This window comes from Bacillus cereus group sp. BfR-BA-01309 (assembly GCF_022664315.1).
GTDB classification, from domain to species: domain Bacteria; phylum Bacillota; class Bacilli; order Bacillales; family Bacillaceae_G; genus Bacillus_A; species Bacillus_A mobilis.
Window position 1 is genome coordinate 70,879 of sequence record NZ_JAKUHE010000016.1, and the last position, 22,073, is coordinate 92,951.

Sequence of the window (22,073 nt, forward strand, 5' to 3'; positions counted from 1 at the left end):
TCACTCCCCTATTGTGTCTACCTTTGTTGCAAACTACTAATCTATTTCATAACCTTTCTTTTTCTAAAGAAGAAGAAAGATGTAATGAACATCAATATTCCACCAATTACATAAAAGACAATTGTTCCTATGCCACCTGTTTCAGGGATAATCCACTCATTTTTATGATTTACTATTTTCATTTTTTGGGTAGATACATCGCTAGCCACATGAATTTCAATTGGCTCTTTCATAAGCATATATCCTACTGGTGCTTGTACTTCTTTTAACGTATATTTTCCAAATAGCAATGGATTAGAAATGGCTACACCATTTTTATCCGTTGTTAATTCAGATACTACTTTTCCATCTTTATCAATTACTTGAAATACCGCACCTTCTAATTTGAGATTTTCATCGTTCGCATCTACTTTTTCAATCTCAAACTTCCCTAATGTTGGCGGTACTACGATTGCTTCATTTGACACGGATTTTTTCTGATCAAACAGTAATTCAGCTTTATTTGGAATACCATCATTCTCATTGTATGTCGTTAGTATATCTACATTATCGTTTAGTCTTGACTTAATATGCATTGTATACGATTGATTCGCAAGATAAGTATACTTTCCATCCCGCTTCGGTAACTCAATACTTACTTTCTTTATTTGTTCATCAATTTGCGGTATAACTTCTATTTCTTCTCCATCACTGCTTACAAGTTTTACTTGTAAGATAGTTAAAATATCTTCTAAGTCATCCTGCAATACTACTTTTTCAAGGTTCATAACATCATTACCAAAATTATAGTTTACATGCCATGTAAACTCTTCATCTATACTTTGTAATGTCGCTTTTTCCACTTCTTTTTCATCTGCATCTGAAACCATCTTTCTTACTTTAGGTTCCTTTGCTTCCACATTCGTTTTTACATTCGGTTTTTGTCGTGGTAAATCTTCATCATCTGGCGTTTTCCCCTCAACAACCGCTATGTTCTCAATTTCTTTCGTTTTTAATGCGTCTTGCCTAACTTTCACTTTAAAAGTTACCGTTCTTTCTTCTGTATCAAGCACGTCACCAAAGTTTACTTTGATTGTGTTATCCTCATAAGATCCTTCATCTTCGTCAACTGCATCTGTCAATAAATTCCCATTCAATTTCATACTACCAGCTATATACTCTATACCTTCAGGAAGTTTATCTATTAGACGCATATCTTTAATAAGCCCATTTCCCACCTTATTTCGAGCTTTAATTTGATACTCAAATTCATCATTGACATGAAATTTTTCTTGCTTTATGCCAATAATCTCTTTCTTCGATTCTAGTTGTCCAGACAACGGATCAACTGGCGTTTCAACTTCTGGTTTCTCCTTATCTTTCGAGCTATCAGTCTCAACTATTGCTATGTTTTTTATTTTTTTATTTGCCATCTCCGATTTTACAACCACTTCAAACGTGATTGCTTTCTCTTCCTCACCTTTAAGGTCGCCGAGATGAGCATAAATCGTTCCATCTTTTATATGTGCATTATCTTCATCTTCAACATCCGTTTGTTCCTTCCCGTTTATCTTTAACGTATTTGGAACATATTCTACTCCTTCAGGAAGTTTATCCGTAATTTTAACAGATTTTAAGAGAGAATCTGGCACACTATTTTTAGTATGAATTGTATATTCTAGTTTGTCGCCAACTTTCAGCGTACCACCGTTTATATCTTTAGCTAGTTTAGTAGCTACTAACTTCCCAGGTTTCTCTTCTCGTTCGGGTAATACTTTAACTACTACTTTATTAGAAGAGTTATCTTCAACTTTACTTCCTGTCAGCTCATCAATTCCTTGAACAACGGCAGTATTAGGAATTTCACTTTCTACCTTTCTACCTTTTAATGTCGCCTTAAATTCAACGATTGTTTCAGGCGTTTTATCCGTATAAATTCCGCCTTTCGAAGCATTTGCTCCTTCACCAATCCTAATCGTTAACTTTCTCGTCTTTTCATCATAATCAACTTGATCTGTTTGATTCCCCGCTTTCGGGCCAGAAATAATTTTCACCGATCCAGGTATAAAGTTTAAACGACGGTCTAGAACATCTATAATCTTTGTATCAACTGCACTCGAATTCATCTCAATATTTCTTACTTTCAATCGATATACGATTTCTTCACCGGGTTCGTATTTTTCTTTTACATTAACGACTGATTTCTCAATATCAAGCTCTGGCGCTGTTGCATTTACCGCAAAGGCTAATGTGTTTAATACATAGTCATCACCAGATGTCGCAGCTTTTAAACGTACTTCCTTTTGCTCTGGTTTAATATATCCTGCTGGTAACTTAATTAAATCTGCATCAATTCCTAAATTATTTTTATAATCTGGATTAAAAGTACCTGGATACTTATCTCGCATATGTTCCTCATATTCAGAAATTGTAGAATTGAATATATTACCAGTCGGATTCAACTTATCAGTAATTTCCTTCCAGGTGTTATCTGTATGGACAAAAAGTTTATCACCTTGCCAATATCTATCACCTTGAACAGCAAAAACAGAAACTTTTGGATCTAAATCGCCTGCTTTTGAAGCAATAAAGTTTTTCACGGTAAACTCTTTTTCACCAGATCCAGTAGCCCTTTTTAATCCGCCATCATAAACAGTAAATGCTTTTCTTGTTTTTGACTTATCTTTCGTGATCACTAGCATGTACCAGCCAGCAAAAGAATATTTACCACTAGCATATGCATCGCCTGTATTTGGATATGGAATATTTGCTACAGTATAGCTTCCACCTTTTGCATTCGATGATTTCAAAAGGTCGGTAACTTCTGCATAATTAGAATAATACGTACCATTAATCCCAAAATTATACAGTAAACCACTTCCATAATATGTGTAACTTGGTGTTACTGGAAAACTCATTCCTGTCGGAGTAGTAAACTTAACTGGTGCTACATACTGCTGTTGTTTTAATTCATAACGTGTGGAACTCCAATATAATCCAGCCCATTCAATTTCAGCATCCTCCGGAACAGGGATGTATGCCTTAGATGAATTTGTAGTTGTTGAGTCATCATCTACATCAATGAGTTCACGTGTATAACCATTCGGTGTTGTCCCATAAGTATATGTAATATCCGAATACAATGCCGTTTTCTTTTGAGCTTCAGTGGCTTTAATACCCAAATTCACATTCCCAGTAGAATACATATCACCTTTATGAATAGATTGATAAGTAGGTTTATCGAATCCCTCATCATCTGTTACCGCTGCACTCACCTTATCAATTGGACTTAAAAACTGTAGTTGAGATAATAACAAGAATAAACTCATAGCAACTACAAATACATTTAATATTTTTTTATTTTCTTTTCCCCAACTGTGCAAAGAGGTCACCTCCTTCAATATATTTTTCTAACATATTATATGTATATACTTTATATATATTATTCTAATATAAATCATAAGATTTGTTAACAAAATATGTGTTTTATTACTTATTTATACATTTTTATATAGAGATTTTTAGATTAAAACTAACTAAACTTTGAATATAAATATAGAAACTTCTTACTTTTAATCTATTTTATGGTATTCTGCATGGTAGTAATTACAAAATCTTTATAAATAAATGTAAAAGGTTTTATAATTCCATATCTTATTAATAAAGGAGGCTTTTGATGAACCTTTCTATATACGAAGGTTTAGGCATTATTTTTCTCTTAATAATTTTTATTTATGCTCTCGCCCACAAATAATTATGGTCAAAGAAATTACTTATTATTCCATTTCTCGTTAGTAATGCCATTTACCTTATTTGGCGAACTTTTTATTCACTACCCACTATTAATCTTATAAGTATTATTGCCGGTATTATATTGTTACTTACAGAGTGGGCTGGTTATTTACAGTCTATCGTTTTCAGCATCATTTCATGGAAGCCGTATAAACGGAAAGAAATACCGTTATCTACTTTCGAAACATTACCTACTGTCGACATTTTTATCACAACTTACAATGAGCCACTCGATTTATTAAAACGAACTGTCGCTGGTTTTACAATGATTACTTATCCGAAAGAGTTGCTTAATATTTACATTTGTGATGATGGCCGACGGGAAAGTGTTAAAACTCTTGCTAGTGAATTTTCTGTTCACTATATTACTCGTACTGAAAACAAGCATGCAAAAGCAGGAAACTTAAATCATGCCATGACACATTCGACAGGTGATATTATCGTTACAATGGATGCTGATATGGTACCAAGAGCTAACTTTTTAGAGCGAACGATTGGTTATTTTTCTAAAAATAATGTTGTATTTGTTCAAGCACCACAAGTGTTTTATAATGCTAATCCATTCCAATACAATTTATTTTTTGAAGATAATATCGCCAATGAACAAGATTTCTTTATGCGTCAATTAGAGGAAGGAAAAGATCGTTTTAACGCTACGATGTATGTTGGTAGTAACGCTTTATTTCGCCGTACTGCGCTAGAAGAAATTGGAGGATTTGCTACTGGCGTTATTACTGAGGACATGGCAACTGGTATGCTCCTACAAGCGAACAAATGGGAAACTGTATTTGTCAATGAAACATTAGCAGTTGGATTATCCCCAGAAACTTTTAGCGATTTATTAAAACAACGGGATCGCTGGTGCCGAGGGAATATTCAAGTCGTGAAAAAATGGAATCCTTTCACTTTAAAAGGATTGTCAATTATGCAACGTATTTTATATGCAGACGGAATCCATTATTGGTTTTTCGGCATTTATAAAATGGTATTTTTACTAGCACCGCTATTATTTTTAGTATTTGATATTTATAGTTTAGAAATTAACTTTATGCAATTATTTATATTTTGGGCTCCCGCCTTTTTAACATCACAGCTTATTTTCAAAGCTGTTTCTAATAAAAAGCGAACAACTACGTGGAGTCACGTTTATGAAGTAGCTATGGCACCTTATATGGGGTTTGCTATTTTATCAGAAACTTTCTTACGCAAAAAGTTTCAATTTCATGTAACGAGAATAGGTGTTCAAAACAACACGAGACATTTTTTATGGATCGCAAGTGTCCCTCACCTCGTGTTACTCATTTTAACAGTAATTGCACTTATAAGAGCTACACTTATGCTCCTATACCCTGAACAATATCATATTGAAAGAGAAAGTTTATATATTAATATTTTCTGGGTACTTTACAACGGAATAGCTATTGTCACTTCACTATTTGTAGCATTTGAAAGACCGCGTTTCCGAAACTCAGAACGATTCTTCGTTAATTTATCAGGTACATTATATGCAGAAGATATGACCATTTCTTGCCGTGTTCTTGATATTAGTGAAACTGGTGCACGTTTTGAAATAGATTCATCCATTCCATTTGAAACTTTATCAAGCCTATCTTCCTATACATTATCTTTTGGAGAAGTAGAAAAGATTCATAGTACAAAAAAATGGATTCGGAGACAAGCAAATTCCGTGCAAGTTGGTGTATCATTTGATGATGTATCTCATGAACAATATTGTAAACTCGTTCTTCATCTATTTAGTAAGCCGGTTAATGACCGTGTTGAAAAGGTGTACGATAAAGCGTATCTTATCCTTGCAATTGCATCTTTCGTAAAGAATACAAAGAAATCACCAAGGCAATTTCGCAGGCAACATATACGTGAAGAACTTATGGCTCCTGGAACATTGCATATGAACGGGATGCCAATTGAAGCGACCATTATCGACTATAGTACCGGAGGGTGCCAAGTACAAACGAACACCCCACTCGCCATTGATCAAGTTATCCAAGTAACAATGAATGAGCGTAATATTCAAAAGAAAAAGGATCAAGTATGTTGGATTCAAAAAAAGGGTCGTAAAATATATGCTGGGTTAAAATTTACAGCGTAAGAAAGAAAAGAAGCCTCGTGCTTCTTTTCTTTTTTTATATGCTAAAATATGTATAAAAGGGGGAAATCATATGAAACATGCTCCACAAAAAACGAGTCATTATTATGCAGTTATATTCACTTCTCATTTATCAACTGATACGACAGATTATAGTAGCGTTGCGGACAAAATGGAGGAGCTTGCAAAACAGCAACCTGGATTTTTAGGTGTAGAAAGTGCACGTGATCATGCAGGACTCGGAATCACCATTTCTTATTGGGAATCACTTGAAGCAATTGAAAATTGGAAACAAAACGCCTTACATAAAGAAGCGAAAAAAAGAGGCCGTGAGCAGTGGTATGAAAACTTCCATCTACGTATATGCCGTGTTGAGAAAGAGTTTAAGTTTCATAGAGGTACATTGTAACGATGAAGAAAAAATGTGCTCTCGTTGCTGTTCATGAAATATATGGTGTGAACGACCATATGCGTCACGTTGCCGACCACTTCACTTCATCTCATATAGATGTATTCTGTCCTAATCTTCTACAATCGCAACATGCATTTCATTACAGTGATGAAGAAAAAGCATATCATTTTTTTATGAATCATATTGGATTTGATGATGGAAAAGAGCAAATTGAAGAGTTTATTACTCGTCTTTCTAGTCGTTACACACATATTGGACTTATCGGCTTTAGTGTTGGCGCTACCATCTCATGGATCTGCAGTAACAACCCGAAAATAGATTTTATTATCGGATGTTACGGTTCTCGTATACGTGACTATATTCATATGAAACCAACATGTGCTACCCTACTTATTTTCCCTGAAAAAGAAGCTAGTTTTTCAGTAGCCTCTTTCATTCAAACATTGCAGCAACAAAACAATCCTTTACTAGAATTACAACAACTACACGGTGAACATGGATTTCTAAATCCGTACACTGAAAAATATAGCGAGAACTCTACAAAGCAGGCATACAATATAATAGATTCATTTCTTGCAAAAACTATCTTATAAAGGAGATGTAAATGACACTTACATTACTCTTACTTCTTTTCATATTCATTGCCTTTTTCGCAGCGCTAACTATCATTTTTATAACCGTAAAAAAAGGGGAATTTTTCAAGCGCCCCCATTTACAATCTATTATCGTTTGTATTTTATTTTTTACAAATTGGATCTTATATGTAACAACTTTTTATACGTTACTTCCTGAGAAAGTTAGCGAATTCATATTTCTGCCCATCTGGTTTTTTCTTTGTATTTTAGGATTTATCGTTTTCTGGCGCGAATGGAGAAACAATCGTGTGTTCTCCATATGTATCGGTTTTCTTTCTATTATTAGTTTTCTATTTGGGTTATTGTTGTTAGTTCTTTCGGGGATGTAATTGTTGTTAGTTCTTTCGGGGATGTAATTGTTGTAAAGAGGATAAAATGCCTCTTTACAACAATTTTTTTCGCTCCATGACGAAAGGGATTGTTAAATATAATGCATAAGCAATAACCATCCAAATGGTAAATGATATGATTTGCTGTGAGGAGAATTGTGAGAATAGATTAGAAGAATTATATAAGATGTAAGAATCTAAAATTAAACCGATTGCTGTACCACATATACCTAACTTAATAACTGCATATTTCGTAGTATCTAGTTTTTTGTATAACCACATTATAAAGTATAAAGCTATAGCTGTTCCTAATTCCAGAAATGTCAATTGTAGAAAAAACCTATTTGAAGTGTATTCTAATAAAACGGAAGAACCAAAAATAATGAAGAATGCTGAGACAAAAAACCAAACGCCAATCGAAAATAAAATAGTGAGCCAAAATCTATTATTCACTGACATTACCTCCCTTTTGTAACGCTGTAAGCTTTTCCAAGAGCATATATAAATCACCATATACTTTGTCCGTAGAAAAAGATGGATTAAATAATGCTTGCAATGCCAATCCGTCAATTAACGCATTACATAAAACGCTCCATGTTTCAGTTGAAATTTGAGATGTCATTGTATCTCCTATTTTTTTATTTAACACTCCTTTTAATTTTTGATTTTCATAATGTAACAATCCACCAATTTTATCTTTCATCGCATCATTTTTTAATCCACTAGCTACTAATTGAAAAAACAAATGATGATACATTGAATCTTTCACACATCTACTTTCCGCAGACTGTAAAGCCTTCTCTAACTGTACATCCTTTCCTATTTGTTCCCATGACGCTTTACAAAACGATTCAGTTACTTCAAGTAATAATTGATCCTTCGTTTTAAAATGATAATATACGGTACCTTGTGTAACTTGAGCACTCTCTGCAACTGCTTTTAATGTCAACTTTTCCATCCCGTTCTCTGCAATAATTGCTTTTGCTGCTTCTAGTAACTTCTCTTTATTAACAACATTTGGTTTTGCCACTTCTACGACCTCCTTTAAGTTAGTTGGATAACTAACTTAAATTATACAGAAAAATCAGATAAAACAAAAGAAAGAAAAGCCAACAATCAACTTTTCTTCCTTCTATGTTTACCTTTAGTTTTCACTGTCACTGATTCACAAGGTGTGTAATATATTTGAGGTGTCGCCTTATCAACAAACATCATAAACGTAATGAAGCCGATAATAAAGAAAATAAACAATGTTAACAAAATTGCTCCTATCGTTAAAAGTATCATAACACCACCCCTATATCGTTCATGTTATTACACCTTTCGCTATTATATGAGCGTAATCCTTTTTAGAAAAAGAAACGTAACAAAATAATCACAATCACGCCCGTTAATACTGTACCTAATAAACTACGAGTATATATCGCTACAAGAAATGTTGGAATTGCTGCGATAAGGTAATCCCACTGCATCGTCTCATGCATAAATAATACTTGTGCTAAAAGTGCTGCTAATATCGCAATTGGTATGTAATTTAACCATTTTAAACCCCAGTCCGGAATTTGAAGTTTGCTAAATACGAGTAGAGGTAAAATACGTGGCACGAGTGTAACAGCTCCTGCTGCTAGTAAAAGTAATAGTACTTCCAATCTTATTTCCATTTTTCAATCACAACTCCAATCGTCGCAGCTAGTAATGTTGCGATAATAACCGCTATACTATCTGGCATAAATAAGTGTGAAACGTATGCGATTATTATCGCTACAATAGCAACAGTAAGATGAATTGCTAGTTTGGGTTTACTACTTATGAGCTGAAGTACAAATAATCCGATAAACATTGCTGGTAATGCATAATCCATCCCGTACGTATGCGGATCAGGTATCCACTCACCAAACAACCCGCCAATAATAGTAGCAAGAATCCAATTTAAATATGCTGTTACATTTAACCCCATCATCCACTTGTCGCCTACATATCCTTTTTGCGCTGCGTGTTGCACTGCAACGCCGAACGTTTCATCTGTAATTTGAGAACCAATCATTACGTTTTTTAATAGAGGCAGTTTCGTAAAGTACGGCGCGAGCGCAGCACTCATTAGAAGGTGGCGTAAATTAACAAAAAAGACGGTAAAAATAATTGCTGAAGCAGGCGCACCAGCTGCATACATACCAGCTAATATAAATTGGGCAGAACCTGCATAAATTAAAGTGGACATAAACGCAATTTCAATGATGGAGAAACCTGCTGTTTTTGCAATTACACCAGCTGCTATACCGATGCTCAAATAACCAAATACAGTTGGTAAACAATCTTTTACTCCTTGCTGAAATGTATCATCACTCTGCAAAGCTACATGTGCCTGAGCTTTACTCATCCGTATCATCCTCCATTCCTTTCATCGTTCGTTTTCCTGTTACGACATGAACTAAATCTATATTCTCACGCCATAACGTATCTAACTTATCAGCTCCAAATTCCTTTGTGATTTCTTCGATCATAATATCGTGCCGCACATACTCTGTAGCAACGAGAACTAAAGCTGGGTCATACGTTGTAACGGCCCATGAAGTGCTATCATTTGAGAAGTTCGCAATTAATACTTCCTCTCCATCACGAGCAATAACAGTTAAATGACCACCCATTCTCTTTTCAACAACGTGGGGCGTCATATAATTATGATGAAACGTCGCGCCTATTTTTGTATGTGGAGCGCCAAATAAGATCGAAAATATATGTACACCTTCCTCTTCCTTTTGATGAATATATGGTTCAATTTCATGCACTTGATCTTCCCATACAGAAATCCATAACTCTTCCTTCGCCCTATTAATTATATTGCATATTTCTTTTACAACACGATCATTGGAGCGAATATGCGAAATTACATCTATTTGTCGCTCTTGTTCTAAACCATTTAATTTCTGGTCTAAAAATTCAAAGGACTTTTCAAAATCTTTTCGCATTCGATTCATTAACTCCGTAGCTGGTACTGGTACATATTTCACTGGTTCAGTAGGAACGATATGCACCGCTCCTTTATCCATCAATTTACCGAGTACTTCATAAATCATCGAACGAGGTACCCCTGTTTGTTTACTCACTTCATACCCTGTTACTGGGGAATGTTTTAGTAGTCCAATATACGCTTTACATTCATACTGGGAAAAACCTAACTTTTGTAATTCCTTTATAATTTCATCCATCAGCAAACCCTCACATTCTATATAACTCTCATCTCAAAACGATACATATATATTAGTAGTTATTAGTATACCTACTAATATAAAAAAACAGACCAGTAAAGTCAATTGATAATTCAGAAATTTCACCTAAAAATAAAAAGCCTTCTAATTAAAAGGCTTTTTCTACATACTATTTCACTTATTTTAGCTGCAGCATATTTGATAGATTCTCCTCCAAATGCTCTCGTAAAGTAGAACCTGTATACTCTTCCCTAAATACACCGGCCTTCACGAATAAAGGAATAACTTCACGAAAGAATAGATCTAGTGACTTTGGAGGCCCTCCTGGGATAGCAATAAATCCATCTAACGCTCCTGCCTCAAATCTATCCATAATTTGTTTCGCAACGTCTTGCGCTGTACCAACCGCAACCCAATGAGCCGAGCCAACAACTTCTGGTCGTTCTAGTATTTGTTCCACAGTTGGTTCATTTTTAATAATGTAGTTCCGTAATAATTCAGCGTGTGTTTTACTGCGAACAGTTTGATCACGACTTGGCAACATCTCTTCCGTAATCTTACTTTCTAACGGAATCCCTCTCGCATCTAGTCCGAGAACCATTTCGAGTAATGAGTATCTCTTTTCTTTTGTGAGATGTTGATGTGCTTGCCTATGCATCTCTAACGCTTCTTCATATGTATCACCGATAAAGAAATATAATCCCGGTAATACGCGTATATCATCTTGGTTACGGCCATGCTGTTCTGCTCTTCTTCTTAAATCTTGACGCAATTCCATTCCTGACTCTACATCCGGCGTTGCAGCAAAAATTGCATCCGCAACAGAAGCAGCGAAATTCCGTCCTGATTCTGAAGCACCAGCTTGAAATAATGGCATTTCCCCTGCAATATGCTGCGGAATATTAAGTGGACCTTTCACCTTAAAGTATTCGCCATTATGTTCAATAGGCTTTACCATCTCTCTAATCACATCAGGATTATTTATTTTCAATACTTCATTAGGATGACTTCCCCAAAGTTTTCTTACTAACGCTGTACATTCTGCCGCTTTCGCGTATCGTTCCTCTGATGATGGCATCCCTTCCTCACCAAAGTTTTCAGCGCCGTCAATGGATGTGACAATATTCCAGCCTACTCGGCCATTACTAATCCAGTGTAAAGATTGTAACTGCCTTGCTAATATATATGGTGGATAAAACGACGTTGAAGCAGTCGTAACGACTCCAATTTTTTCTGTTGCATACGCAATAGCAGTAAACAGTAACGTCGGATCTAAAATGACATTTCCCTTATTACGAGCAATTAAATCTGGATGTGCCACTAAATAATCCGCTTTAAAAACAAAGTCTAACTTCGATTTTTCTGCCTGTTTCGCTAACTCTACTTGCTCTTCAATTCCCGAATTAAACTCACTTTCTTGCTCTTTCTTTCTAGAAATTAAACATAATCCAATGCAAAGTTGTTTTTTTGTAGACATACACACCATCCCCTTGTTTTTAATTTACCTAGTTAAGCAATGTTGCTGTCATTATGAAATTCCATTCTGATGAAAATAGATATAATGATATTGATAATCATTATCATTATATGATGTAACTGAAATAAATGCAATAATAAAAAAAGACTTCCGCTATGGGAAGTCCTTTATCTCAATATTTCATTTGCTTCTTTTTCATAAATTTTATCAAATGAAGTCATAACGCGTTGTGACGCTGAAATCATTTTTTGATCTGTCATAAGATCAGCCATCTCTTTCGTCATATCTACATTTGAATTTTCTAGCATATGATTTTTTACTGTCCCTGCTCCGTTCGGTAAATCAGCAATGTTTCCTTCTGCTAGTGTAAAGCTTTTGTTCTCTCTTTGTACGAGACGATTATTCGCTTCTGCACCTACTGTTTTTGTTTGCAAGCGAGCAATATTGTTTTGTGTCACTGCATCATATAACATACCGTCTGCTTGTACAGCTACCTTTGCTCCTTCTGGAATACGAATACGTTCATTATTCTCTCCCATTACGAAAGCACCTGAAGTTGTTTGCAAATAACGATCACTATTTAATGTAAAACTACCGTCTCTCGTTAAAAACGTTTCATTATTTTTAGATGTAACGAAAAACGAAGCTGTGCCAGCAGTTCCGTCATCTAAAAGGAAATCTGTATCACTATTTGTCATTTGGATATTTCCTTGTACTAAGTTCACATGCGTCGCGGCTGGTACTACAGCGTAATCGACCGAACCGATATTTGTCACGGCTCCATCTCCGCGGCGATATGTGTCTTGTACATCAAATACTTTAGAAGTCATATTTTCTGCTTTAAATCCTGTCGTTTGAGCATTTGCAACGTTATTCGAATGAACATTAATGCGCTGCATGTAATTCATCATACCCATAGAACCTATATAAAGACCGTTCATACTCGTTTGAATAAGGCAGTTGCCTTATCCTTCACCTCTTTTCTATGATGTTTGCAACATTTGTTTCGCTAAATGTTCAGCTGTAGCGATATGTATATGTTGCTTCACGTCTTGCCCGTCTGTCATTAATACAATTGGAGCTGATGATACGGCTGGAATTTTCAATAATTCACCACTACTTGCGGTTTCATCAAATTTCGTAAATACGATACCATCAATATGAATATCTTTAAAATTCGTAATGATTTCAATCATATCTTTACTTTTCATCGAAGCTGATAACGTTAAGCAAATATAATCTGGCTCTACTTGTCCCATCGTTTCAATCATTTCTTCCACCGTTTCTGACGCACGATAATTTTTTCCGGCTGTATCAATTAAAATATAATCGACGCGCGCTTCTTCTTTAAAATACGTTAGCGCTCTTGTCATTGCAGCTTCATCACGTACAGCGATTACTTCAAATCCAATTGTCTTGACGTAATCTTGCAGTTGCTGTACTGTTCCAATGCGCGAATGATCTGTCGTAATAAAACCGACCGTTTTTTTCTTACCGTGAAATTGCCATGCCATTTTCGCAAGTGTCGTCGTTTTTCCAACTCCAGTTGGACCGATTAATGCAATTGTTTGCACTTCTTTTTCAAAAACGTTTTCCGTGTTGAAATGAGATCTCATATCTTCCAATATATATTCGATCACTTCTTCTTCTGTAATCATCGTCGCATTCTCAAACTTCACTTTTAACTTTTCAGCATATGCATGAATGAAGTATTGTTCTACATCGTTTTGCTCTAGCATACGAATTACCTTTTGAATAATAAACGGTACAGATTCTTGCTTTTCTGTCTTTACAACAACTTCTTCTTTCTTAACGGGAACGACTTTTTTCACAGTTTTTTGCTTTTTCGTTACTTTCGTCTCTTCCGTCTGTTTCACAACGACGATACCTTTTTCAAACAGCTTTAATAGTTTTTCTTTCTTTCTTGCCCATTCTTCACTATTTCCTGTTTGCATCGCCGCGTATGACATAGGAGTCGTCACGTTTTCTAAATTGTGCAGTACCGATTGAATTCCGTTCACCTTCATAATTTGTTCTGAAGGATCATTCACAACATCCATTAGTTGTTCATGAAATTGAGCTGTGCCTTCATTCACTTCTTCCTGTTTATCCTCTGGAAAAGCAACTAACATTTCATAATTCTTTTTCCAAAAAAACGGGATATTTCGTTTTACACTTTCATCGACAACGTAATAATAATCTGTACCATATTGGTCAAATAACTTTCGATACAATTCATTTTTCGAAGCTGCTTTTATTCGCATTAACGCTTCTTTCTTTTCTGTACTTTCCATTACTTCACCCCCTACTATTCAATATAGGCAATTTGATCCACAACAATTTCCGGTGCTAATTCGCTAATACAAAGTACTTGCGCTTCTACTTGATAACGCTCAAGAAGTCTTACAATCGCAAATCTGAAATCTTTTCTACGCGTTAATAATACTGGTTCTCTTCCCATTAAACGAGCTTGTTTAAAGACACGTTGTACTTGTTCAACAACACGTGTTTCCAAATCTAAATCCCAGTTTAATAAGTAACCTTGGTATGAATTATTTACAACATCCGCATCTAACTCGATTGAATCCGAGAAGAGCGCCGCATAAATTTTACCGTCAGGATTTTTCGCATTTTCACAAATCACTTTTGAAATACATTCACGGACGAATGACGTTACACCGTCGACATGATTTTGATAAATTTCTTTTCCGTCAATAATACCTTCAATAATGGTTGGTAAATCACGAATAGAAATACCCTCTTTTAAAAGTTGTTTAATAACATTTTGAACGAGTGATAAGTCAATTTCTTTCTTCTTAATCTCTTCTAATAAAACGCCGTTATCATTTTCAAGCGAGTTAATTAAGTCTTTTACATGTTGACGCTGAATTAACTCATGAAGATTACGTCTAACGATAACATCTAAGTGTGTAATTAATATGCTAAGTGGCTCTAATACTTGATAGCCTTTCATTTGTGCATCTTGTACCATATGTTCTAAAATCCAATATCCATCTTCACCGAAAATTGGATCTTTCGCTGGTTCTGCATCTAAATCGGCCATTACATTCGGTGTTTTCAATGCTAATAAGTAACCTGATTTTAAAACACCTTCAGCTGCCTTCGCACCTTTAATACGAATAATGTAACGTCCGCGTGGTCTAAAACTCGTATTATCTTTAAAGTTAATGCCAGGAACGTTAATACCAAGGTCGGTAATAATCGACTTCCTCATAAGAACAACTTTATCACGAGCTGTTTCCCCGTTAATCTTCTGCTTTACAAGTGCTGCTAAATCTAAACCGAGTTCTACTATAATTGGATATTTATCTGTAAATACTCCGAATGAATCTTCCACTTGTTGCAGTTGTTCATCTTCGCCTTGAATCATTTCTAATTCTTTTTGAAGCTCGTCTTCTTTTTCTTTCTTTATTCGGTTTTTATTACGAATTCCTAAGAAGACAATTGTTCCACCAACGAGTGCGAATGGTAGAAATGGTAACGGAGTAAAAATACCCATTGCTATAAATAAACCACCAAGCGCATATACAACGACTTCATGTGCTAATAACTCTTTAAAGATACCTTCAGTTACTGTATCAGGTGAACCGTCAAATACACGCGTTACGATAATACCAGTTGAAATCGCAAGCATTAATGAACCAATCTGGTTTACGATTCCATCACCGACAGTTAACTGTGTATAGTGAATAGCTGCTTCAGCAAAACTCATTCCTTGCTGCATTATGCCGACAATTAAACCGAAAATAATGTTTACGAATAAAATGACGATCCCGAAAATAACGTCCCCTTTAATGAACTTCCCGGCACCATCCATCGCCCCGTAAAACTCTGTTTCCATATTTAACTTTTTTCGTTTTGCCTGTGCATCTTTTTCAGTAATAATACGCTGATTTAAATCCGCATCGATTGACATTTGTTTCCCGGGTAAAGAATCAAGTGTAAAACGAGCCGCAACTTCAGCAGTACGAGACGCACCGTTTGCAACGATAAACTGGAATATGATTAATACTATGAAAATAACGATACCAATTAATAAGTTCCCGCCAATTACGAACTGACCAAACTCTTCAATAACATGCCCCGCATTTCCGTCTGTCAAAATCGCTCGCGTCGTCGATACGTTAATCGATACGCGGAAAATCCCGATTAATAACAGCATCGTCGGAAATGACTTTAATTCATCCCACTCGTTAATACTTGTTGCTCGCATATAAATAAGCACTGACATACTTAGTAAAAAAACGATAACGATATCAAGTATAAATGGTGGAAGTGGAATTAAGAGCGCCACTACGAATGACGCTGCTAAAAAGATAGAAAAATAGGTTCTTGCAGAATCTATCTTAAACACAAGAGATCTCCTCCAAACGCGCTATTATACTTCAAGTTCATTCGTTTGAATTAAATAGCGCATAACTTCAATTACAGCTACGTATAAATCTTCTGGAATCGTCTCATCTTCCTCGACTTGATAATATAAAGAACGAGCAAGCGGACGGTTTTCCACCATTGGTATTTCTTGTTCGCGGGCAAGTGTTCGTATATATAATGCGAGCTCATCTTCCCCTTTTGCAACGACAATTGGCGCCGCATCAACCTGTTTATTGTACCGAAGTACGACCGAAATATGAGTCGGGTTGTTTACAATAAATGTTGCACCATCCATCTTCTTCGCAATTGTCCCTTGCAAGATCGCATGCATAAAGTTTTTTCGTTTTCCCTTTACTTGCGGGTCCCCTTCATTATCTTTATGCTCTTGTTTTACTTCTTCTTTTTTCATCTTAATATCTTGCTCATACTCCCATTTTTGATAAATAAAATCAATAATAGAAAGAACGATTAATATAATTAAAATAGCTAAAAAGATAAATTTAATTTGCCTAATAATTTCAGTAAGTGACGCAGTCCAGTTAAATCCAATCATACTAACGATTTTCTCTAAATTCTTTTTAAAGAGAACGTAAGCAACGTAACCAATTAACCCCATATAAAATAGTGATTTCAAAATATCTACTAAACTTTTACGACTAAACAATCTCGTAAAATAGTTTTTTGGGTTAATACGCGACGCTTTCGGCTTAATGACTTTAGAAGAAAATAAGAAACCGACTTGAATCATATAATTGAATAAATGAAAAGCGTATACGAGTATTAATATGGGAGCTGATACTTTTAGTAGTAAAATCCCCATTAAATAAAAATACTCGGTCGAATCTGTATTTTTGCCAATTTGATCAAACAGCACCGCTACAGAGTTTGCAATCTCATAACCGAGCCAATCTCCGAAAAAATAAACGACAACTGCTAATACTAGTATGGAAAATAAATTATTTAAATCTTTACTCCGGGCAATATTCCCTTCTTCACGCGATTTTTTACGCTTCTGCGGGGTGGCCTTTTCTGTTTTATTATCCTTTGCCATGCGCGTCCCCCTACTTCGTTAAGAAAAAGTTAAATAGTTTCGTATATTCCTCAAGCAATACATCCGTCATATTTTTAAACACATAACCGAGCATCGGTACACTCATCGCAATAAACAAAATACCACATGTGATTTTAATGACGTACGCATTCATAAAAACGTTTAATTGCGGAGCGTTTTTTGCGATTAAAATTAAAACAAAGTTAATGATGAACAAACTTCCCATGAGCGGAAGAGCAATTTCAACCGCTGATGTTATCGCAAATAATAACGTTGCGAGTAGACTATCTAAAAAACTAGTCGTCAGCAATTTTGAAATCGCCTCTGTATATTGAAACGACTTTAAAATCGTGGCAACGAAATAATTAATGCCGCCAAGTGAAATAAAAATAATGAGAAAAAATATATCAAAAATGGTTGATAGTAAAGTAGACTGTGAACCTGCATTTACATCAAACAAACTTGCCTGTGATAAACCGATATCAAAGTCTAAAATATGCCCGGCCATTTTTGGAATATTCCACAGCATTTCTACAATTTTTGAAAGCGATAATCCAATTACAATTTGCGTTCCTGCATAAGCTGCAACGTCCCAAACTGTCTTGATATGAGAGACATCAACTTGATCGGCAACTGTAATCGAAAGGGCAAGTCCTACTGTAACCTTCGCCATCGCTGGAATCGATCGACCTGAGAAAAACGGCAAAAAATATAAAAATGAAGTAATGCGGCAAAACGCAAAAAACGTCGCCGCCCATAATTCCATATTCATTTCAGTTCACCTATCTTAGTACGAACGCAATAGCGATGGGATTTTATCAAATAAATCTAAAATAAGCGTCGTTAACTCTTGAAACATCCACGGACCTAAAATGATAATAACGAGTACAATACTCGCCATTTTCGGTAAAAACGTCAGCGTTTGCTCTTGAATTTGCATCATCGCCATAATGACGGCGATAATAATAACGACAATCATACTTACACCGGCAATCGGCATTAAAATCATAACTCCTTTATAAAAAAAGGTTTGAAAAATATCTATAATTGGTGACGTATTCATTTATATGACTCCTATCACATAGCATCAAACGCTTCAGGCGACCGTTTTAAACATAATGTCGACGATTTTTGTATATCCACCTAAATATACGAAAACAAGTATTTTAAACGGTAAACTTAAAATCATCGGCGGTACCATCATCATCCCGAGGTACATTAACAGTGTACTAATAATCAAATCTATAAATACAAACGCTAAATAAATGAACATCCCCGTTAACAATCCTTTTTGAATTTGCGTTAACGTAAAAGATGGCACGAGCGTAAATAAAGAAAGATCTTTCAAATCTTTCGGCAACTCTTCTCCGCGCACTTTCAGCATCATTTTTAAATCATGCTTATACGTATGCTTTGACATATAATCTTTCATAATCGGAGCTGTCGTCTCCGCAGCTTGACTTACTGTTATCTTCTCTTTCGTCATCGGATCCCACACATCGCTCTTTAGCTGCCCAAGTACAGGCTGCATCGTAAAGAGTGATAAAAATAATGCAAGTCCAACAAGTACTTGGTTCGGTGGTAAATTCATTACCCCAAGTCCTTGACGTGTAATCCCAAGAACGATCATAAAATAAGTAAAATGTGTAAATAATAGAACGATAGAAGAAGATAATGATAAAAGGGTAACGAGTGCAAATAGCTGTACGCTTGAATTACTCGTAAACTCTTTTCCATTTTCGAAATTAATAAAACCGTTCGGGGCCGCATACGCTGGATTTACAAAAATAATTGAAAAAACGATAGAAAATACGAAAATAACGGCTAATAATGATAACTGTTTCTTTATTCTCATGATGGATCCTCTACTTTTTTCGTTTCACTCTTCACCGCGTCTTCTAGCGCTTGTTGAAACTGATTTCCTGTTCCTGTTAATTGCACAGATTGTACACCGTTATTACTAATAACAGTGAACACTTGCTTGCCGTCCACTTCAAATAAAAAAGCGCTCGTTTGATGATTTAAATACACACCGTCTTTTACTTGAATATGGCCATTTTCACCTTGCTTAAAAAACTGCTGCTTGCGCGTCTTTTTCGTCATATAATATGCACCGTAGCCGAGCGCACCAAACAGTAAAACGACTTGAAATAAGGTCGTCATATACGACATATGACTCCTCCTCTACTCTTTATCTTGCATTTGCTTTTGCGCTTTCATAAGCGCAGCTTGCTTCTTATCGGCTTCAATTTCAGAAATGATAATACCGAACTTCTCGTCCATTACGATCGCTTCTCCAATGCCGACTTTCATATTACTTAAATACACATCTACTTTATGTCCTAGGTTTTTCTCTACTTTCAGAACATCGCCCACTTTTAACTGTTTCACATCACCAAGCGTAATAGATGACTTCCCAAGCTTTACACCAAGTTCAATCGAAATGTCTGAAACAGTATCAATATGTGCTTTACCTGCTTCATTTCGCTTTCCTGCAAAATCTTCTAATCCCATTAATGACACAGGAGATACTTCATGCTTCATATGGATCCTCCTACTCTACAAAACTTTTAAATAAGAGCGCCTTACGCGTTCCATCTTTTCCAATAAAACAATTAAATTTATGCTTTCCATCTACATAACCGAGTAATTCATCCGAAACTTTCGTACGGAGCGGAATAATATCGCCTTCTTCAATTTGTTCAATCTCGCCCATTGTCATCTTTTGCTCACCAATTGCAACGTGAACAGGTTTATACACTTGATTTACTTTCACTTCCACTTCAGACGTATACTTTTTACGTTTATCCGAAGAATGTTCGACAATATTTTCAGATGTTAACTTATCCATAATTTCTTCAACAGATAAGAACGGAATTCCGATGCGCACCGTCGTATCCCAAAACTCTGTTTTCATATTTACATTCAATAATGAAATAATATCACTTGCTGTCGTAATCTTTAATGCATTCGGGTCTGTCTCCGTCGTTACAAATTTTGGTTCAATCGCAACAACGCTTTCAAATGATTGCTCTAAATTTTTACAAAGGAGCATAAAAATATTATCCAGTGTTAAAAACTCAAATGCGGTAAGTGGTCTGCGCATCGTGAAGTTACGCTTACTATCTCCGCCAAGCCAACATTCATGAATATAAATAACGAACGCTAAATCAATCTCAATAACAATTTCTCCAAGCTCTGGGAGGCCAAGATCAATAACGCAATATAAATAATAATCTTTCGGCATTTTCTCTACATACTCACTCGTAAATGGAACTTGCTCAACCGTTGAAGGCTCTAACTCAATCGGAATACGCATACGCGCTGCCAACGTCTGTGACGTCTGTTTACCAAATGTAGAAGCAATTGCTTGCAAGCTACGTAAATGCTCAACACCGAACTTCTCCGGTCTATTAAAATCATACTCTTGAAATTTCTCTTGCTTTCCTGCTTCTTGTGCGAAAGCTGGCATTTCCTCGCCTTCATTTACCGCCTTCAGCAGGGCATCAATTTGCTCTTGGCTTAATTTTTCGCCACTCATGACAATCCCCTTCCCTACCTTTTCAATTCAACGATTTCAACATACATCTTCCCGTTTTTCGTCAAAATCTTTCCGGTTCCAATCTCTTCATTCTCAAGCATAAGACGCACCGTATTTTTCGTTGAATTTTCAAGACGATACAATGTACCTTTCGTTATATGAAGCAAATCTTCAATTTTCTTTTTCGTATTTCCGATTTCAAAATAAATTGTTAACGGAATATCATCTTGTAATTTCAAATCTAGCCAACTCCCATATTATGTTCACGAAAATTTCATGTTCTCTCTATATATGAAATTTCTTATTTTGAAACGTCGATATTTAATATTTTTTTAATATATCCTTGCGTTTCTTTAAATGGCGGTACGCCTCCGTACTTTCTCACATTACCAGGACCTGCATTATAAGATGCAAGCGCTAGTACGAGATCGCCGTTATTTTTCTTCAAATAACCGCTTAACTCTTTCACGCCGCCCTCAATACTTTCAGCTGGTGAAAATGGATTTTTTATACCCATCTCTTTCACATTCGCTGGCATAAGCTGCATAAGACCCATCGCACCTGCATGTGACACCGTTTTCGGATTAAAATTAGACTCTACTTCAATCATTTTTTGAATTAACGTTTTCGGAATTCCGTATGTACCACTTACTCGATCAATAATATCCTCATACTTCCCCTCATTGAAAGAACGTATTTTTTGAATATTATACTTCTTCGTTAATCCCCACGTATCAGCAGCCTCATTTTTCGTTTCTGGGAAACGTCGTTCAAACTCTTTTTGTGCGACTTGCACTTCATCTACGTTCTTCGTTTCAGCTTTTTCTTCAGGCTTACTCGCTTCCTCTACTTTATTAATAGATTGTTCCGTTTTATTTACGACCGTTTCTATTTTCGTAGATTGTACCGGCTGACTCATATCCTCTACATTTACCGGCTGCGCAGTACCCTTCGTCTCCTTCGCAGGTTCACTCTGCAACTTCTCTTGAAAACGACTACTAACGAATGCTTGTGGACTACTTAGCTTTTGCTGAATTTGTCCTTTCTTATATGCAAGTACTTCTTTTACTATATTTCCAACTAACATAATATCACCTTTTCGGTAAACAAAGATAATCTAATATTAGAGTTTTTTTTTAAAGTTTGCAA

Annotated in this window: 23 protein-coding genes and 1 pseudogene; 4 read left to right on the forward strand and 20 right to left on the reverse strand. The window is 35.7% G+C overall.

Annotation, left to right across the window (positions count from 1 at the left end; all coding sequences use genetic code 11):
• Positions 1-41 precede the first annotated feature (41 nt).
• Positions 42-3,371 (reverse strand): isopeptide-forming domain-containing fimbrial protein, encoded by a 3,330-nt coding sequence (locus MR115_RS23995; RefSeq protein ID WP_242243010.1) that lies wholly within the window; start codon positions 3,369-3,371, stop codon positions 42-44.
• Positions 3,372-3,655: 284 nt separating this feature from the next.
• Between MR115_RS23995 and MR115_RS24000 the strand changes: the two are divergent.
• From MR115_RS24000 to MR115_RS24015, 4 genes and pseudogenes are all read left to right on the forward strand, one after another.
• Positions 3,656-5,881: pseudogene (locus tag MR115_RS24000) on the forward strand (glycosyltransferase).
• A gap of 70 nt (positions 5,882-5,951) precedes the next feature.
• Positions 5,952-6,287, forward strand: coding sequence for an antibiotic biosynthesis monooxygenase family protein (locus tag MR115_RS24005; protein ID WP_088029151.1), 336 nt, complete (start codon positions 5,952-5,954; stop codon positions 6,285-6,287).
• Positions 6,288-6,289: 2 nt separating this feature from the next.
• A complete protein-coding gene (locus tag MR115_RS24010) occupies positions 6,290-6,883 on the forward strand; it encodes a dienelactone hydrolase family protein (protein ID WP_242243012.1) in 594 nt (197 codons plus the stop codon).
• 11 nt (positions 6,884-6,894) lie between these two features.
• Positions 6,895-7,254: a hypothetical protein gene (locus MR115_RS24015; RefSeq protein WP_242243013.1), complete on the forward strand. Its 360-nt coding sequence runs from the start codon at positions 6,895-6,897 to the stop codon at positions 7,252-7,254.
• Between the two features lie 54 nt (positions 7,255-7,308).
• On the opposite strand, the gene MR115_RS24020 is transcribed toward MR115_RS24015, so the two are convergent.
• From MR115_RS24020 to MR115_RS24110, 19 genes are all read right to left on the reverse strand, one after another.
• Positions 7,309-7,707, reverse strand: a complete 399-nt coding sequence (locus MR115_RS24020; RefSeq protein WP_242243014.1) for a DUF5367 family protein — start codon at positions 7,705-7,707, stop codon at positions 7,309-7,311.
• Entirely contained in the window at positions 7,700-8,284 is a 585-nt protein-coding gene (locus MR115_RS24025; RefSeq protein ID WP_242243015.1) for a TetR/AcrR family transcriptional regulator, read from the reverse strand. The genes MR115_RS24020 and MR115_RS24025 overlap by 8 nt, the downstream gene beginning before the upstream one ends.
• 86 nt (positions 8,285-8,370) lie before the next feature.
• Positions 8,371-8,541 carry a DUF3951 domain-containing protein gene (locus MR115_RS24030; RefSeq protein WP_000602236.1) on the reverse strand — a complete coding sequence of 57 codons (171 nt, stop codon included), beginning with the start codon at positions 8,539-8,541 and terminating at the stop codon, positions 8,371-8,373.
• 62 nt (positions 8,542-8,603) lie between these two features.
• Positions 8,604-8,915, reverse strand: a complete 312-nt coding sequence (locus MR115_RS24035; RefSeq protein ID WP_063263665.1) for an AzlD domain-containing protein — start codon at positions 8,913-8,915, stop codon at positions 8,604-8,606.
• Positions 8,906-9,631: an AzlC family ABC transporter permease gene (locus tag MR115_RS24040; RefSeq protein WP_242243016.1), complete on the reverse strand. Its 726-nt coding sequence runs from the start codon at positions 9,629-9,631 to the stop codon at positions 8,906-8,908. Before MR115_RS24040 ends, MR115_RS24035 begins: the two co-directional genes overlap by 10 nt.
• The gene (locus tag MR115_RS24045) at positions 9,624-10,460 is read right to left on the reverse strand and encodes a TrmB family transcriptional regulator (protein WP_061680563.1); all 837 of its coding nucleotides are present in this window, start codon (positions 10,458-10,460) and stop codon (positions 9,624-9,626) included. Before MR115_RS24045 ends, MR115_RS24040 begins: the two co-directional genes overlap by 8 nt.
• Before the next feature lie 178 nt (positions 10,461-10,638).
• A complete protein-coding gene (locus tag MR115_RS24050) occupies positions 10,639-11,937 on the reverse strand; it encodes an NtaA/DmoA family FMN-dependent monooxygenase (RefSeq protein WP_242243017.1) in 1,299 nt (432 codons plus the stop codon).
• Between the two features lie 167 nt (positions 11,938-12,104).
• Positions 12,105-12,878 carry a flagellar basal-body rod protein FlgG gene (locus MR115_RS24055; protein WP_255864079.1) on the reverse strand — a complete coding sequence of 258 codons (774 nt, stop codon included), beginning with the start codon at positions 12,876-12,878 and terminating at the stop codon, positions 12,105-12,107.
• Between the two features lie 42 nt (positions 12,879-12,920).
• A complete protein-coding gene (gene flhF, locus MR115_RS24060) occupies positions 12,921-14,231 on the reverse strand; it encodes a flagellar biosynthesis GTPase FlhF (protein ID WP_242243019.1) in 1,311 nt (436 codons plus the stop codon).
• Between the two features lie 14 nt (positions 14,232-14,245).
• Positions 14,246-16,312, reverse strand: a complete 2,067-nt coding sequence (flhA, locus tag MR115_RS24065; RefSeq protein WP_242243020.1) for a flagellar biosynthesis protein FlhA — start codon at positions 16,310-16,312, stop codon at positions 14,246-14,248.
• Between the two features lie 24 nt (positions 16,313-16,336).
• The gene (gene flhB, locus MR115_RS24070) at positions 16,337-17,383 is read right to left on the reverse strand and encodes a flagellar type III secretion system protein FlhB (RefSeq protein WP_001040116.1); all 1,047 of its coding nucleotides are present in this window, start codon (positions 17,381-17,383) and stop codon (positions 16,337-16,339) included.
• Positions 17,384-17,393: 10 nt separating this feature from the next.
• On the reverse strand, positions 17,394-18,155 hold the full coding sequence (locus MR115_RS24075) for a flagellar biosynthetic protein FliR (RefSeq protein ID WP_001055718.1): 762 nt from the start codon (positions 18,153-18,155) through the stop codon (positions 17,394-17,396).
• A gap of 15 nt (positions 18,156-18,170) precedes the next feature.
• Positions 18,171-18,446 (reverse strand): flagellar biosynthetic protein FliQ, encoded by a 276-nt coding sequence (locus MR115_RS24080; protein ID WP_064449842.1) that lies wholly within the window; start codon positions 18,444-18,446, stop codon positions 18,171-18,173.
• A 33-nt stretch (positions 18,447-18,479) separates the two neighbouring features.
• Positions 18,480-19,238 (reverse strand): flagellar type III secretion system pore protein FliP, encoded by a 759-nt coding sequence (locus tag MR115_RS24085; protein ID WP_098267350.1) that lies wholly within the window; start codon positions 19,236-19,238, stop codon positions 18,480-18,482.
• Positions 19,235-19,555: a hypothetical protein gene (locus MR115_RS24090; protein WP_000121176.1), complete on the reverse strand. Its 321-nt coding sequence runs from the start codon at positions 19,553-19,555 to the stop codon at positions 19,235-19,237. The genes MR115_RS24085 and MR115_RS24090 overlap by 4 nt, the downstream gene beginning before the upstream one ends.
• 12 nt (positions 19,556-19,567) lie before the next feature.
• Positions 19,568-19,927, reverse strand: coding sequence for a flagellar motor switch protein FliN (gene fliN / locus MR115_RS24095; protein WP_242243021.1), 360 nt, complete (start codon positions 19,925-19,927; stop codon positions 19,568-19,570).
• A 10-nt stretch (positions 19,928-19,937) separates the two neighbouring features.
• Positions 19,938-20,924, reverse strand: coding sequence for a flagellar motor switch protein FliM (gene fliM / locus MR115_RS24100; protein ID WP_242243022.1), 987 nt, complete (start codon positions 20,922-20,924; stop codon positions 19,938-19,940).
• A gap of 14 nt (positions 20,925-20,938) precedes the next feature.
• Positions 20,939-21,163 carry a flagellar motor switch protein FliN gene (locus MR115_RS24105; RefSeq protein ID WP_000775712.1) on the reverse strand — a complete coding sequence of 75 codons (225 nt, stop codon included), beginning with the start codon at positions 21,161-21,163 and terminating at the stop codon, positions 20,939-20,941.
• 62 nt (positions 21,164-21,225) lie between these two features.
• Complete coding sequence (locus MR115_RS24110) at positions 21,226-22,011, reverse strand: lytic transglycosylase domain-containing protein (RefSeq protein ID WP_242243023.1); 786 nt, start codon at positions 22,009-22,011, stop codon at positions 21,226-21,228.
• Between the last annotated feature and the right edge of the window lie 62 nt (positions 22,012-22,073).